The organism is Micromonospora sp. NPDC005174, from assembly GCF_040608495.1.
Lineage (GTDB): Bacteria > Actinomycetota > Actinomycetes > Mycobacteriales > Micromonosporaceae > Micromonospora.
In genome coordinates this window covers 188,592-203,804 of the sequence record NZ_JBEXIJ010000007.1, presented here as the reverse complement: position 1 = coordinate 203,804, position 15,213 = coordinate 188,592, and the positions used below count along the sequence as shown (strand labels likewise).

The following is a 15,213-nucleotide window of genomic DNA, read 5'->3' as shown; positions in this document are numbered from 1 at the left end:
CTGCCGGGGGCGCTGTGCCGATGTCGTCCGACTAGTCCGTCGACTCCGACGGGGGCAGCGGCGACCTGCGGCTGCGCGGCAGCCGCAACACCTCGAACTGGTCGGTGCCGTCCACCAGCGCGCCCGACGGCGCGGGACGGGTCGCCGGGGGCTGCGCGCCCGTGGCCGGCGTCGCTGCCGGTGCGCCCGCCGGCACCGCCAACTGGTTCGGACCGTCCGGCTCGACGCTCTCCGACCCGCTCGGCGCCGTCTCGTCGGACCGCCGCCCACGACGACGCCCCCGCAGCGACTCCTTGGTGTGCTCCACCATCGAGTAGAGCGTCGGCACCAGGATCAGCGTCAGCAGCGTCGAGCTGAGCAGGCCACCGATCACCACGACGGCCAGCGGCTGCGAGATGAAGCCGCCCTCACCGGTCAACCCGAAGGCCATCGGCAGCAGCGCGAAGATCGTCGCGACCGCGGTCATGAGGATCGGTCGCAGCCGACGCCGGCCACCCTCGACAACCGCCTCCTGGACCCCCATGCCCCGTGCCCGGTACTGGTTGATCAGGTCGAGCAGCACGATCGCGTTGGTCACCACGATGCCGACCAGCATGAGCACGCCGATCAACGCCGGCACGCCCAGCGGCGTCCCGGTGATCAGCAGCAGACCGATCGCGCCGGTCGACGCGAACGGGATGGAGATCAGCAGGATCAACGCCTGGGTGAGGCTGCGGAACGTCGCCACCATGATCAGGAACACGATCGCGATGGCGACGAGCACCGCCAGGCCCAGGTCGCCGAAAGCGTCCGACTGGTCGGCGCTGACCCCACCGATGGTGAAGGTCGCTCCCGGAACGTCGATGCCGTCGAGCCGCTTCTGCAGCTCCTTGGTGGTCGCGCCCAGGTTGGACCCGGTCGCCGCACCGGTCACCGAGACGCTGCGCTCACCGTCGATCCGCGTCACCTGCTGCGGCCCCTCGGCCTGCGTGACGTCCGCGATGTCGTCCAGCTTGACCGGTCCGACCGGAAGGGCCCGCAACTCCTCCACCGACACCGGCGCGGCGGAGCTGAGCCGCAGCACCACGTCCTGCTGCCGACCGTCGAGCGCCACCTGGCCCAGCGGAGCGCCACGGAACGCCTGCGACACGAGCTGACCCACGGCGGCCTCGGTGAGGCCCACCCGGCCGGCCGCTACCCGGTCGACGGTCACGTCCACCCGCGGCACGCGTGCGGCGAGGCTCGTGGTGACATCCTCGACGTCCGGGACGTCGGCCATCGCCGTACGGACCGCCTCGGTCGCGCGGGTCAGCACCTCCGGGTCACCGGCCTGGACGACCACCTCCAGCTGACTGGCCGAGGCGTCCTGGCCACCACCGAAGCTGACCTCGCCGACGCTCGTACCGATCTTGTCGAACTCGCGCCGCAGCTCCTCGCGTACCTGCTTGGCGTCCTTGTCGCCGTCGAGCGCCAACGACCAGCTCGCGACGTTGTTGCCGCCGCCGCCCGCCCACGGCGTGTCGCCGCCGCCGGCCGTCACCTGGTACGTCTCGACCCCGTCGATCCGCCCGAGGACCGCCTCGACCTGCTTGGCCGCCGCGTCGGTGGCGGCCAGGCCGCTGCCCGCCGGAAGTTCCTGCCGGAAGCTGAGCGTGTCCTGGCCGGAGTCGTCCAGGAAGTTCGTCTCCAGCTTCTGCGCCAGCCCGAAGGTGGCGAAGAGCACCAGCAGGCCCAGCCCGACGGTGATCCAGCGGGTCGAGCGCTTGCGGGTGGCGAAGCCGATCACCGGCAGGTACGCCCGCTGCAACGGGCTGCGCAGCTCCTTCTCCTCGGCCTCGCGCCGCACCGCCTCGTCGTCGACGGTGCCGCCACGGGGCTTGAGGAACCAGTACGCCAGCACCGGGATCACCGTCAGGGAGACCAGCAGCGAGGCGAGCAGGGCCACCGTCACGGTGATCGCGAACGGTGCGAAGAGCTGCCCGACGAACCCGCCGACCAGCGCGATCGGGGCGAACACCGCCACCGTCGTGAGGGTGGACGCGGTCACCGCGCCGGCCACCTCACGGACGCCGGTGACGATCGCGTGCCGCTTCTCCTCGCCGTACTCCAGATGCCGTTTGATGTTCTCCAGCACGACGATCGAGTCGTCCACCACCCGGCCCACCGCGATAGTCAGCGCGCCGAGGGTGAGCAGGTTGAGCGAGTAGTCGCCGATCCACAGCGCGATCAGCGCCACCAGCACGGAGAGCGGGATGGAGACCGCGGTGACCACCGTCGAGCGCACCGACAGCAGGAAGACCAGGATGACGATGACCGCCATCAGCAGACCGAGCAGACCCTCGGTGGTCAACGACTCGATCGACTTCTCCACGAACGGCGCCTGGTCGAAGACCACCGTCAGCTCAGCGCCGGAGGCGTCCTTCAACTCGGACAGCCGGTCGCGGATCTCGTGGGAGATCTCCACCGCGTTGCCGTCCGGCGCGGCGGTGACGGCGACGCCGAGGCTGTCCTTGCCGTTGGTCCGGGTGATAGCGGTGGCCGGGGCGAGCTGCTGCTCGACCGTCGCCACGTCACCGAGGCGAACCGGGGTCGCGCCGGGCGTGACGATGATGCCGCGCAGGTCGTCCAGGGTGGCGACCGGCGTTCCCACCTGCACCGGCAGGGCCAGACCGCCCGAGGTCACCGCGCCGGCCGGGATGGAGACGCCGTTGGTCTTGAGGGCGGTCCCGATGGCGGTCGGCGCGACCTTCGCCGCGGCCAGCTTCGCCGGGTCCGGGGTGACGACCACGACGTCGTCGCGGGTGCCGGTCACCTCGACCGTGCGGACGCCCTCGATGCCCTCCAGCTCCGGCACCACCGTCGCGCGCAGCTTCTCGGCGAGCGCCCGCTCGTCCGCGCCGCCGGCCGCGGCCAACACGACCGCCGGCAGGTCGTCGGTGCTGCCCGCGATGACCTGCGGGTCGACGCTGTCCGGCAACTGGGCGTCGATGCGGCTCAGCGCGGTCTGCATCTTGTTGACCACGTCGTCCAGGTCGGTGCCGAACTCGTACTCCACCTGGACCGTGGCCGAGCCCTCGCGGGACGTGGAGGTGACCTTGTCCAACCCCGGAATGCCCTGGAGGGCGTTCTCGATCGGTTCGGTCACCTGCGATTCGACGATCTCGGGTCCGGCGCCGGGGTAGGCGGCCACGATGAACGCGGCCGGGAACTCGAGCGACGGCAGCAGTTGCTGCTTCAGCGACGGCACGGCGAACGCTCCGAACGCCGTGGTCACCACCGCGATGAGGGCGACCAGCCCTCGGTTGGCGAGGCTGAATCTGGCGAGCAGCGACATCGGCCTGGCTCACTCCTGGAAGAGAATGCGGGCGGGGATAGGTGAAAGTGTGCCGGACACCATCACCGGAACCCCCGCCGCCCCCGGGGGCGGCCCGTCGTCGACTGCGGTCGCGCTGTCAGGCCAGGTCGAGGGCCCGCGCCGCGGCCAACGGGTCGTTGCCGATGGTCAGCGGAGCGGGTGCGGTGGAGATCGCCCACTCCGGGTCCTTCAGGCCGTGGCCGGTCACCGTGCAGACGACCGTCGAGCCGGCCGGCACCGTGCCCGCCGCGCCCTGCTGGAGCAGACCGGCCACGCTGGCCGCGCTGCCCAACTCGACGAACACCCCCACCTCACGGGCGAGCAGCCGGTACGCCGTCAGGATCTCCCGGTCGGTCACCGCCGCGATGAGGCCACCGGAGGCGTCCCGCGCGTCGAGCGCCTTGGTCCAGCTCGCCGGATTGCCGATCCGGATGGCGGTGGCGATGGTGGACGGCTCCGGGACCACCTGACCGGTCACGATCGGCGCCGCGCCGGACGCCTGGAAGCCGTACATCCGCGGCGCCCGCGTGGTGGTGCCGGCCGCGAGCTCCTCCGAGTAGCCCATCCAGTACGCGGAGATGTTGCCGGCGTTGCCGACGGGCAGGCAGTGGATGTCGGGCGCGTCGCCGAGCGCCTCGACGATCTCGAACGCGGCGGTCTTCTGACCGTGCAGCCGGTCGATGTTGACCGAGTTGACCAGGGCGACCGGGTGGTCCTGGGCCAGCTTGGCGGCGAGCGCCAGGCAGTCGTCGAAGTTGCCGCTGACCTGGAGCAGCTTCGCGCCGTGCACCAGCGCCTGGGCCAACTTGCCCAACGCGATCTTGCCCTGCGGCACCAGCACGGCGCAGGTCAGGCCGGCCCGGGCGGCGTACGCCGCGGCGGAGGCGCTGGTGTTGCCGGTGGAGGCGCAGATGATCGCCTTGTTGCCGGCCTCGACCGCCTTCGACACTGCGACGGTCATCCCCCGGTCCTTGAAGGAGCCGGTGGGGTTGGCGCCCTCCACCTTCAGATAGACGTCACAGCCCAGCCGGGCCGAGAGCACGGGCGCCGGCAACAGCGGCGTGTTCCCCTCGTGCAACGTGATGACGGGCGTGGCCGCGGTGACGGGCAGCCGATCCCGGTACGCCTCGATCAGACCCCGCCACATGTCGCTCTCCTCGCTTTACCGCAGCTCCGACCCGAGCACCAGGTCACCCTGGACCACCCTGCCGGAGCCATCGATGGCACACCCCGGGTTACCCATCTGGCGGGACGCCCGAACCGCCCCGCCGAACCAACGACTCAGGCGCCGCCCTCGACCCGTAGCACGCTCGTCACCGATCGGACGATGTCCAGACCGCGCAGCTCACCGACGGTCGCGGCGAGCGCGGCGTCCGGCGCCACGTGGGTGACGATGACCAGTTCGGCGTCGCCGTCCCGGCCCGGGGCACCGCCCGCCGAGCCCTGGCGCACCGTCGCGATCGACACGTCGTGGCGGGCGAACACGCTCGCCACGGCGGCCAGCACACCCGAGCGGTCGGCCACGTCCAGGCTGACGTGGTAGCGGGTCAGCGCCTCGCCCATGGGTCGCACCGACAGGTCGGCGTACGCGCTCTCGCTGGCCGCGCGGACCCCGGCGAGCCGGTTGCGGGACACCGCCACCACGTCGCCGAGCACGGCGCTGGCGGTCGGCGCGCCGCCCGCGCCCCGGCCGTAGAACATGAGCTGCCCGGCCGCGTCCGCCTCGACGAAGACCGCGTTGAACGCGTCGCCGACGCTGGCCAGCGGGTGGCTGCGCGGAATCATCGCCGGGTGCACCCGGACGCTGACCGTCTCCTGACCGGACACGTCGACGCTCCGCGCCGCGATGCAGAGCAGCTTGATCGTGCAGCCCATCGCCTGGGCGCTGGCCATGTCGGCGGCGGTCACCTCGGTGATGCCCTCACGGTGCACGTCCGCCGCGCCGACCCGGGTGTGGAACGCCAGCGAGGCGAGGATCGCGGCCTTCGCCGCCGCGTCGAAACCCTCCACGTCGGCGGTGGGGTCGGCCTCGGCGTACCCCAGCTCGGTGGCCTCTTCCAAGGCCTCGGCGAAGCCGGCGCCGGTGGCGTCCATCGCGGAAAGGATGAAGTTGGTGGTGCCGTTGACGATGCCGGTGACCCGGTTGATCCGGTCGCCGTGCAGCGACTCGCGCAGCGGGCGCAGCAGCGGGATGGCGCCAGCGACGGACGCCTCGTAGTAGAGGTCTCCGCCGCCCTCGGCGGCTGCCTCGTGCAGGGCCACGCCGTCCTCGGCAAGCAGCGCCTTGTTGGCGGTGACCACGCTCTTGCCCGCGCGCAGCGCCTCGACCAGCCAGGTCCGGGCCGGCTCGATCCCGCCGACGACCTCGATGACCACGTCCACGTCGTCGCGTTTGATCAGGCCGAGCGCGTCGGTGGTGAACAGGCTCTCGTCGATCGGCAGGTCACCGCGGTCGCGGCCGAGCCGGCGGACGGCGACGCCGACGATCTCCAGTGGAGCGCCGATGCGGGCGGCCAGGTCGGCCGACTGCTCGTGCAGCAGCCGGACCACCTCCTGGCCGACCGTGCCGCAGCCGAGCAGAGCCAAGCGCACAGGTGACGTCATCCCACATCCAATGCCAGCAGGTCCTCTTCGGTCTCCCGCCGGACGATCAGGCGCGCCTGGCCGTCGCGTACCGCGACGACCGGCGGCCGGGGCACATGGTTGTAGTTGCTGGCCATGCTCCGGCAGTACGCGCCGGTGCCGGGCACCGCGACAAGATCTCCGGGCTGCACGTCGGCGGGCAGGAATTCATCCTTCACCACGATGTCCCCGGACTCACAGTGCTTTCCCACCACGCGGGCGAGCAACGGTGCCGTGCCCGAGGCGCGCGAGGCCAGCGTCGCCGAGTAGGACGCGTCGTAGAGGGCGGTTCGGATGTTGTCGCTCATCCCCCCGTCCACGCTGACGTACGTCCGGATGCCGTCGAGGTCCTTGACCGTGCCGACCTCGTAGAGGGTGAACACGGCCGGTCCGACGATGGCCCGGCCCGGCTCGATCGACAGGTGGGGGACGGCCAGGTTCTCCGCCGCGCACTCCGAGTCGACGATCTTGCGGAGTCGCTTGGCCAGGTCCTGCGGAGTGGCCGGATCGTCCTGCGTCGTGTACGCGATGCCGAAGCCGCCGCCCAGGTCCAGCTCGGGCAGCTCCACCCCGCGCGCGTCGCGGATCTGCGCCTGGAGGGCCAGCACCCGACGGGCCGAGACCTCGAAGCCGCTGGCGTCGAAGATCTGCGAGCCGATGTGCGAGTGCAGGCCCCGCAGCTCCAGCACGTCCTCGTCGAGGATCTTGAACGCGGCGTTGGCCGCCGCCCCACCGGCGAGCGAGAAGCCGAACTTCTGGTCCTCGTGGGCGGTGGCGATGAACTCGTGGGTGTGCGCCTCGACGCCGACCGTGACCCGGACCAGCACCCGGGGCCGGACGCCCCGCTCGCGGGCCAGCGCGGTGAGCCGGTCGATCTCGGTGAACGAGTCGACGATGATCCGGCCCACCCCGGCGTCCAGCGCCCGGCCCAGCTCGGCGACCGACTTGTTGTTGCCGTGGAAGCCGATCCGCTCGGGCGGCATCCCGGCCGAGAGCGCGGTGGCCAGCTCACCGCCGGTGCAGACGTCCAGGTGCAGGCCCTCCTCGGCGATCATCCGGACCACCGCCCGGCAGAGGAACGCCTTGCCCGCGTAGTAGACGTCCTCGGTCGGAAACGCCGCCCGGAAGTCGCGGCACCGCGAGCGCAGGTCGGCCTCGTCGAGGACGTACACCGGGGTGCCGAACTCGGCGGCGATGTCGCGGACGCTCAGGCCCGCGACCGCGACCGCGCCGTCCGCGCCGCGCGTCACCGACCGCGGCCACAGCGCCGGCACGAGGGCGTTGACGTCGACCGGGGTACGCAGCCAGGCCGGCCCCTGGTGGCTGATGTCAGCGTGCAGCGCACCAGCCTCGTGAGCGCGCATCGTGTTACATCCTCTCTGGGGCGGATACGCCGAGCAGGTGCAGGCCATTGGCGATCACCGTGCGGGTGGCGTTGTTGAGCCACAGCCGGGCGCGGTGCAGGTCGGTGATCTCCTCGTCGCCGAACGGCAGCACCCGGCAGTTGTCGTAGAACCGGTGGAAGGAGGCCGCGACGCTCTCCTCCAGGTAGCGGGCCACCCGGTGCGGTTCGCGCAGCTCGGCGGCCGTGGCCACCACGGCCGGGAACTCGGCGAGCGCCTTGAGCAGCTCGTTCTCCTTCTCGTGCTCGAGCAGCTCGGGGCGGAACGCGTCGGCGTCGCCGGGCACCAACCCCACCTCGGCGGCGTTGCGGGCCACGCCCGCCGTCCGGGCTGCCACGTACTGCACGTAGTAGACGGGGTTGTCGCGGGTCGCCCGGGTCCACAGCTCGATGTCGATGTCGATCGGCGAGTCGCTGGAGTAGCGGGCCAGCGCGTACCGGGAGGCGTCCACGCCGATCGCGTCGACCAGGTCCTCCAGAGTGATCACGGTGCCGGCACGCTTGCTCATCCGCATCGGGGCGCCGTCGCGCAACAGGCTGACCAGCTGCCCGATGAGGATCTCCAGGTTGCGCTCCGGGTCGTCGCCGAAGCAGGCCGCCATCGCCTTCATCCGACCGATGTAGCCGTGGTGGTCGGCGCCCAGCATGATCACGACCCGCTCGAAGCCGCGCTCCCGCTTGTCCAGGTAGTAGGCACAGTCCGCGGCGAAGTACGTCCACTCGCCGTTGGACTTGCGCAGCACCCGGTCCTTGTCGTCACCGAAGTCGGTGGTCCGCAGCCAGGTGGCGCCCTCGGACTCGTACAGGTGCCCCTGCTCGCGCAGCCGCGCCAGCGCGAGGTCCAGCTCACCCCGGTCGTGCAGGTCCTTCTCGTTGAAGTAGGTGTCGAACTCCACCCCGAAGTCGCGCAGCGACGAGCGGATCTCGTCGAACATCAGCGCGACGCCCTCGACCCGGAACACCTCCTGGGCGGCGGCGTCGTCCAGGCCGAGCACGTCGGGCCGGCGGGCCTGCACCTCGGAGGCGATCTCGGCGATGTACGCGCCGCCGTAGCCGTCCTCCGGCACGGCCTCGCCCTTCGCGGCGGCCAGCAGCGACCGGGCGAACCGGTCGATCTGCGAGCCGGCGTCGTTGAAGTAGTACTCGGTGCCGACGTCGGCGCCGGTCGCGCGCAGCAGCCGGCTCAGCGCGTCGCCGACCGCCGCCCACCGGACGCCGCCGATGTGCACCGGGCCGGTCGGGTTGGCCGAGACGAACTCCAGGTTGATCTTCTCGCCCGCGAGCCGGTCGCTGCGGCCGTACTCCGCGCCGGCCTCGACGATCACCCGGGCGAGCTGGCCGGCGGCGGCGGCGTCCAGCCGGATGTTGAGGAAGCCCGGCCCGGCGATCTCCACCGATTTGACGCCCGGTGCCCGACCCAGCTCGTCGGCCAGGGCGGCGGCCAGCTCCCGCGGCGGGACGCCCACCTTCTTGCTCAACTGCAGAGCGAGCGTGGAGGCGTAGTCGCCGTGCTCGGGGTTGCGCGGTCGCTCCACCGCCGTGCGCTCCGGCAGCGCGGCGTGATCCAGGCCACGGTCGGTGAAGACGGCGTGGGCGGCGGTGAGGACGACCGAGGCTAGTTCTGCAGGAGTCACCCAACCATGTTATCGGGGGTAGACTCGGGCACTCGGCGGCTACCCTGCGCGTCAACCGGCCCGCCATCTCCCCTGACCGACCGACCTGACGAGGCACGATGAGCATCAGCACCCCGGGTGGCCCAGAGCGCCGCCCGACCGTGGTCAGCACCGGCAAGAAGCCGGCTGCGGGCCGGCCGGCGTCTGACGCCAAGGCCGGTCCCGGCAAACCGGCGGGTAAGCCGGGAGGCACCCCGCGGGCAGGTGGCAAGGGTCCCCGCAAGCCGGTCACACCGGTCAAGGTGAGCCAGGGCCGGGCCTGGGGCCCGATCGCGCTCTTCGTCGCCGTCGGCGTCCTCGCGGTCGCCATCATCGGCTACGGCTCCTGGGCCGCGTTCCAGGGCTCCAAGCCGTGGGACAAGAAGGCCAACGCCATCGACAGCATCGTGAACATCCGCAAGTCCGACCCGGACAGCCTCAAGTACGAGGCGCACAAGGCCGGCCCGCTGACCTACAAGTACTCGCCGCCCGTGGGCGGAGTGCACAACGCCGCCTGGCAGAACTGCATGGGCGACGTGTACGACGCCCCGATCGCCAGCGAGCACGCGGTGCACAGCCTGGAGCACGGCGCGGTGTGGATCACGTACCGCCCCGACCTGCCCAAGGACCAGGTCGAGAAGCTCGCCGGCAAGGTGCGTGGCGTCGAGAAGACGCTGATGAGCCCGTACGAGGGCCTGGACAAGCCGATCTCGCTCCAGGCGTGGGGCTACCAGCTCAAGGTCGACAACGCCGACGACAAGCGGATCGACGAGTTCATCAAGGACCTGCGGGTGAACGCCTCCGTCGAAGGCCCGACCGCGCTGTGCAACCAGGGCGTCACCGCCACCGGCACCACGCCGCGCGAGCTCCAGCAGCAGCCGCCCACCCAGTAAGGACGTCGATGACAGCCCCCACCACCACCGACAGCGAGTACGACGAGGCCGAGGCCGCCCTTCAGGAGGGCGGCCGGGCCCCGGCGCGGCGTTACGGGGTGCTCGCGCTGGCTGCCCTGCTGGTGGTGGGGTTGCTGCTCGGGTACGCCGGCGGCCTGCTCACCCCCCGGCTCACCCGCCCCGGTGACGCCTCGGTCGAGGCGGGCTTCGCGCGGGACATGACGACCCACCACACGCAGGCCGTGGAGATGAGCCTCATCGCGTACCGGTCGGCCACGCTGCCCGAGGTCCGCCAGATCGCCGTCGACATCGCCACCGGCCAGCAGGGCGAGATCGGCGCCATGCAGACCTGGCTGCGCGAGTGGGGGTTGAGCCCGACCGGGTCGCAGCCGCCGATGTCGTGGATGTCCGACGGCGCCGCCGTCAAGGACGGGCTGATGCCGGGCATGGCGACACCGCAACAGATGGCCGCGCTGCGCGACGCCAAGGGTGTCGAGGTCGACCGGCAGTTCCTGACCCTGATGTACAACCACCACCTCGGCGGGATCCACATGATCGACGCGGCGCTGGCCGAGACCGACAACGCCGAGGTCGTACGCGTGGCCGAGACGATGAAGACCACCCAGCAGTCCGAGCTGAACAACCTCCGGCAGCTCCAGGCGCAGGCCAAGGGCTGACCCCTCCGCACGGGCACACCGGGCCCGCGTCACCGCCGCACGCGTCGGCGGGGCGCGGGCCCGGCCCGTATCCGGCCGCCGCCCGAGCGGGGCGCGGCGGGCGCGATCTCAATGATCGACTCGGCTTCCTGGAAAGTGGGCTATCAGCGCGGCCTGGACACCCCGGCTTCCGAGAACCCGAGTCGATCACAGCATCCACAGGCCTCCCGGTAACCTTTGCGCCCCATACGTGCCGATTCGTCACTTGTGGGCGTTTTACGTTGGACGGGCGATTACGTTGCTTAGAGAGTTTTCTCCACACATATCGTGACCAGTTGTGATTCGTGCTCGTTGCCCAAGACGTGGGGGTTGCACTCAGAGACGCACGGCGCTCGGTAACCAGTTGGTGCCGACGCCACACCATCGGCGGTGACGGGGCGGTGGCAGCCGTCCGTCGCGGACAGCGGCAGGGCGAGCCGGGAATGCTCAGCCGCGACCAGGAACTCGAACTCATCGACACACTCCGGGGCGTCCACCCCGACGAATTCGGCCTCGACGAGGAGCTGTGGACGCGGCAGAGCCTCACCACGCTCATCCAGCGCCGGTTCGACCTTCCGCTGGACGTGGGCGCCGTCGGGGCGTACCTGCGGGCCTGGGGGTTGGGTCCGCGCGAGCCGCGCGAGCGCGCCTGCGGTCTCTGCGTCAGCGCGGTCGAGCGGTGGGTACGCAGCGAGTACCCGACGATCACCCGGACGGCCCAGGAGCACCTGGCCGAGGTCTACTGGATCGGGCGGGTACGGCTGCGCGGCACGATGCCGGCCGCCGACGTGATCTCCGCTGTGTCGTCCCGGGGTCGGGTGCGTTTCATGATCACGACACCGACTGTCGACCCGCCGCTCCCCCGCGACTTCGTGCTGCGGCTCAGCGGCGAGGAGCAGCGCACCGTCCATCTGATCGTGGACGGGTCCTGGCCCCGCAACGAGTGGCCGCGGCGGCTGCCCCGACGGATCGTCCTGCACCCACTGCCCAGTTGCGGGCGGGCGGTAGCGGCCTGAGCACCGGGTGGGCCGGTAACCGACACGATCGGCCCACCCGATACCGATTCGGCGTACGCCGGGGAGGTTTGCTAGTCTTCTCCAGTCGCTGAGCCCCCGTAGCTCAGGGGATAGAGCACCGCCCTCCGGAGGCGGGGGCGCAGGTTCGAATCCTGCCGGGGGCACAAGCTTTCGCGCTCCATGTCCGCTGAGAAGCGCGGACCTGGGGCGCTTGTCATGTCTGCCCCGGGGCCGAGCCCCGGACCCCACGCATCCGGCGCAGGCTTGCGCCGAACCGCAGCGGGTGACCGCCACATCGCCTGCGCCGAACCGCAGCGGGTGGCCGCCACATCGCCTGCCCCGGACCGCGCCGGGGTTGGCCGCCGCACCGCCTGCCTCAAACCCACGCAACCAGGGCACAGGACCGCGCCGCACCGACCCCGGCGCACCAGCGCTGCCCCGCACTCATGGACCCCGCCGGCCAGCGCCCGTCGATCTTGCAGTTTCTGTTGTCGTTGTGGGGGCGATTGCGCCATATGTCGCCACCGAAAGTGCAAGATCGCGGAGCGGCACCCGGCCCGCGTGCATCGTGGAGCGACGCCGGCCCCGGGCTGCACCCGTGGAGCGACGCCCGGCCCGCGTGCATCGTGGAGCGACGCCGGCCCGGGCCGCACCCGCGGAGCGACGCCGGCCCCGCCTGCATCGCGGAGCGCGACCTGCCCCGCTGCGTCGCAGGGGGCGAGCGGGGTCAGGCGTTGACGTACTTCGCCAGGTGTTCTCCGGTGAGGGTGTTGCGGGCGGCTACCAGGTCGGCGGGGGTGCCTTCGAAGACGATCTGGCCACCGTCGTGGCCGGCGCCGGGGCCGAGGTCGATGATCCAGTCGGCGTGCGCCATGACCGCCTGGTGGTGCTCGACGACGATCACCGAGGTGCCGGAGTCGACGAGCCGGTCCAGCAGGCCGAGCAGTTGCTCCACGTCGGCGAGGTGCAGGCCGGTGGTGGGCTCGTCGAGGACGTAGATGCCACCCTTGTCGGCCATGCGGGTGGCCAGCTTGAGTCGCTGCCGCTCGCCGCCGGACAGGGTGGTCAGCGGCTGGCCGAGGCTGAGGTAGCCGAGCCCGACGTCGACGAGCCGGTCGAGGATGGCGTGCGCGGCCGGGGTACGGGCGTCGCCCGTGCCGAAGAACGCCTCCGCCTCGGTCACCGACATCGCGAGCACCTCGCTGATGTCCCGGCCGCCGAAGCGGTATTCCAGCACGGACGCCTGGAACCGCCGCCCCTCGCACTCTTCGCAGGTGGCGGCGACACCGGCCATCATCCCCAGGTCGGTGTAAACGACACCGGCGCCGTTACAGCCGGGGCAGGCACCCTCGGAATTGGCGCTGAACAGCGCGGGCTTCACCCCGTTGGCCTTGGCGAACGCCTTGCGGATCGGTTCGAGCAGACCCGTGTACGTCGCCGGGTTGCTCCGACGCGAGCCGCGGATCGCGCTCTGGTCGACCGACACCACCCCGTGGTTGCTGGAGACCGAGCCGTGGATGAGTGAGCTCTTGCCCGAGCCGGCCACGCCGGTCACCACCACGAGCACACCGAGCGGGATGTCGACGTCGACGTCGCGCAGGTTGTGGGTGTTCGCTCCCCGCACGGCGAGCGTGCCGGACGGTGTACGCACCGACGACTTCAGCGCGGCCCGGTCGTCCAGGTGCCGCCCGGTCAGGGTGTCGCTGGCGCGCAGCCCCTCGACGGTGCCCTCGAACACGACCTCACCACCGCCGGTGCCGGCGCCCGGACCGAGGTCGACGACGTGGTCGGCGATGGCGATGGCCTCCGGCTTGTGCTCCACGACCAGGACGGTGTTGCCCTTGTCGCGCAGGCGCAGAAGTAGGCCGTTCATCCGGGCGATGTCGTGCGGGTGCAGCCCGATCGTCGGTTCGTCGAAGACGTACGTGACGTCGGTGAGCGACGACCCGAGGTGGCGGATCATCTTGGTGCGCTGCGCCTCGCCACCGGAGAGCGTCCCCGACGGCCGGTCGAGTGACAGGTAGCCCAGCCCGATCTCCTCGAAGGAGTCGAGGAGGTGTTGCAACCCGCTGAGCAGCGGCGCGACGGACGGCTCCTCGACCCCTCGGACCCAGGCCGCCAGGTCGCTGATCTGCATGGCGCAGACGTCGGCGATGTTCCTGCCGGCGATCTTCGACGACCGGGCCTCGGCGCTGAGCCGGGTGCCGTCGCAGTCGGGGCAGGTCGTGAAGGTCACCGCCCGGTCCACGAAGGCGCGGATGTGCGGTTGCAGCGTGTCGATGTCCTTGGAGAGGAACGACTTCTGGATCTGCGGGATCAGGCCCGAGTACGTCAGGTTGATGCCGTCGACCTTGATCTTGGTCGGTTCCCGGTGGAGCAGGTCCTGCAACTCCTTCTTCGTGTACTTGCTGATCGGCTTGTCCGGGTCGAAGTAGCCGCAGCCACGGAAGATCCGGCCGTACCAGCCCTCCATGCTGTAGCCGGGGATCGTGATCGCGCCCTCGTTGAGGGATTTGCTGTCGTCGTAGAGCGCGGACAGGTCGAAGTCGGTGACCGCGCCCATGCCCTCGCAGCGCGGGCACATGCCGCCCAGGCGGTTGAAGGTCGCCTTCTCGGTCCTGGTCTTGCCCGCGCCGCGCTCCACGGTGATCGCGCCGCTCGCCCGGACCGACGGGACGTTGAACGAGAACGCGTTCGGCGGACCGATGTGCGGCTGCCCGAGCCGGCTGAACAGGATGCGCAGCATCGCGTTGGCGTCGGTGGCGGTGCCGACGGTGGAGCGGGCGTTGGCCCCCATCCGCTCCTGGTCGACGATGATCGCGGTGGTCAGCCCGGCCAGCACGTCGACCTCGGGCCGGGTCAGCGTCGGCATGAAGCCCTGGAGGAAGGCGCTGTAGGTCTCGTTGATCATCCGCTGCGACTCGGCGGCGATGGTGCCGAACACCAGCGAGCTCTTGCCCGAGCCGGAGACGCCGGTGAAGACCGTCAGACGACGCTTCGGAAGCTCGACCGTGACGTCCTTGAGGTTGTTGACGCGAGCACCCTGCACCCGGATCAGGTCGTGGCGGTCGGCGACGTGTGCCGCGGGCGAGTCCGTGGCCTTGCTCATCGTCTCTCCATCTGCTCGGGGGGTGCGGGGTCCGGTCACGGTACAGGTGGCCGCGTGACCTGCGCTTCTCGATTCCTGATGGGTCTGGTGACCTGCTTCGCGGTGCAGGACGGCAGCCCGGCCGTCGCGAGCGCCGCCTCCCGCCGGTAGGTGCTCGGCGGCATGCCGACCAGCTCGGTGAAGCGGGTGCTGAAGGTGCCGAGCGACGAGCAGCCGACCGCGAAACATACATCGGTGACGCTCAGGTCGCCACGACGCAGCAGGGCCATCGCACGCTCGACGCGCCGCGTCATGAGATAGCTGTACGGCGATTCGCCGTAGGCGAGCCGGAACTCCCGGCTGAGGTGCCCGGCCGACATGTGGACGCCCCGAGCCAGCGCCTCCACATCCAGCGGCTGTGCGTACTCGCGGTCGATGCGGTCACGGACGCGACGCAGCCGCGCGAGATCACTGAGGCGCTGACTCTCGGTCGATCGGCTGGTCACCCGCA

At 71.1% G+C, this 15,213-nt stretch carries 10 protein-coding genes and 1 tRNA gene; 4 read left to right on the top strand and 7 right to left on the bottom strand.

Translation table 11 applies throughout. The features are described 5' to 3' along the window. Positions 1-31: 31 nt before the first annotated feature. The 5 genes from ABZU91_RS11320 to argS form a co-directional block, all read right to left on the bottom strand. Entirely contained in the window at positions 32-3,313 is a 3,282-nt protein-coding gene (locus ABZU91_RS11320) for an efflux RND transporter permease subunit (RefSeq protein ID WP_355237454.1), read from the bottom strand. Between the two features lie 118 nt (positions 3,314-3,431). Beyond that, complete coding sequence (thrC, locus tag ABZU91_RS11315) at positions 3,432-4,481, bottom strand: threonine synthase (protein WP_355237451.1); 1,050 nt, start codon at positions 4,479-4,481, stop codon at positions 3,432-3,434. 134 nt (positions 4,482-4,615) lie between these two features. Next, entirely contained in the window at positions 4,616-5,926 is a 1,311-nt protein-coding gene (locus tag ABZU91_RS11310) for a homoserine dehydrogenase (protein WP_355237650.1), read from the bottom strand. An 8-nt stretch (positions 5,927-5,934) separates the two neighbouring features. Beyond that, a complete protein-coding gene (lysA, locus tag ABZU91_RS11305; RefSeq protein WP_355237448.1) occupies positions 5,935-7,320 on the bottom strand; it encodes a diaminopimelate decarboxylase in 1,386 nt (461 codons plus the stop codon). A gap of 4 nt (positions 7,321-7,324) precedes the next feature. Next, positions 7,325-8,992 (bottom strand): arginine--tRNA ligase, encoded by a 1,668-nt coding sequence (argS, locus tag ABZU91_RS11300; protein WP_355237445.1) that lies wholly within the window; start codon positions 8,990-8,992, stop codon positions 7,325-7,327. 98 nt (positions 8,993-9,090) lie between these two features. On the opposite strand from argS, the gene ABZU91_RS11295 reads away from it, so the two are divergent. The 4 genes from ABZU91_RS11295 (at position 9,091) to ABZU91_RS11280 (ending at position 11,778) form a co-directional block, all read left to right on the top strand. Next, positions 9,091-9,903 carry a DUF3105 domain-containing protein gene (locus ABZU91_RS11295; RefSeq protein ID WP_355237443.1) on the top strand — a complete coding sequence of 271 codons (813 nt, stop codon included), beginning with the start codon at positions 9,091-9,093 and terminating at the stop codon, positions 9,901-9,903. An 8-nt stretch (positions 9,904-9,911) separates the two neighbouring features. Next, entirely contained in the window at positions 9,912-10,580 is a 669-nt protein-coding gene (locus tag ABZU91_RS11290; RefSeq protein WP_355237440.1) for a DUF305 domain-containing protein, read from the top strand. Positions 10,581-10,921: 341 nt separating this feature from the next. Beyond that, positions 10,922-11,614, top strand: coding sequence for a winged helix-turn-helix domain-containing protein (locus ABZU91_RS11285; RefSeq protein WP_355237437.1), 693 nt, complete (start codon positions 10,922-10,924; stop codon positions 11,612-11,614). Between the two features lie 92 nt (positions 11,615-11,706). Then, positions 11,707-11,778: transfer RNA gene (locus ABZU91_RS11280), tRNA-Arg, on the top strand. Positions 11,779-12,341: 563 nt separating this feature from the next. Here the strand turns inward: ABZU91_RS11280 and ABZU91_RS11275 are convergent. Then, positions 12,342-14,723, bottom strand: a complete 2,382-nt coding sequence (locus tag ABZU91_RS11275) for an excinuclease ABC subunit UvrA (protein ID WP_355237435.1) — start codon at positions 14,721-14,723, stop codon at positions 12,342-12,344. A 35-nt stretch (positions 14,724-14,758) separates the two neighbouring features. After that, entirely contained in the window at positions 14,759-15,208 is a 450-nt protein-coding gene (locus ABZU91_RS11270; RefSeq protein ID WP_355237432.1) for a helix-turn-helix transcriptional regulator, read from the bottom strand. Between the last annotated feature and the right edge of the window lie 5 nt (positions 15,209-15,213).

Bases quoted from the DNA above. Each gene is read 5' to 3' on its own strand.
- ABZU91_RS11320 (WP_355237454.1), bottom strand. From the start codon at position 3,313: ATGTCGCTGCTCGCCAGATTCAGCCTCGCCAACCGAGGGCTGGTCGCC.
- thrC (WP_355237451.1), bottom strand. From the start codon at position 4,481: ATGTGGCGGGGTCTGATCGAGGCGTACCGGGATCGGCTGCCCGTCACC.
- lysA (WP_355237448.1), bottom strand. From the start codon at position 7,320: ATGCGCGCTCACGAGGCTGGTGCGCTGCACGCTGACATCAGCCACCAG.
- ABZU91_RS11295 (WP_355237443.1), top strand. From the start codon at position 9,091: ATGAGCATCAGCACCCCGGGTGGCCCAGAGCGCCGCCCGACCGTGGTC.
- ABZU91_RS11290 (WP_355237440.1), top strand. From the start codon at position 9,912: ATGACAGCCCCCACCACCACCGACAGCGAGTACGACGAGGCCGAGGCC.
- ABZU91_RS11275 (WP_355237435.1), bottom strand. From the start codon at position 14,723: ATGAGCAAGGCCACGGACTCGCCCGCGGCACACGTCGCCGACCGCCAC.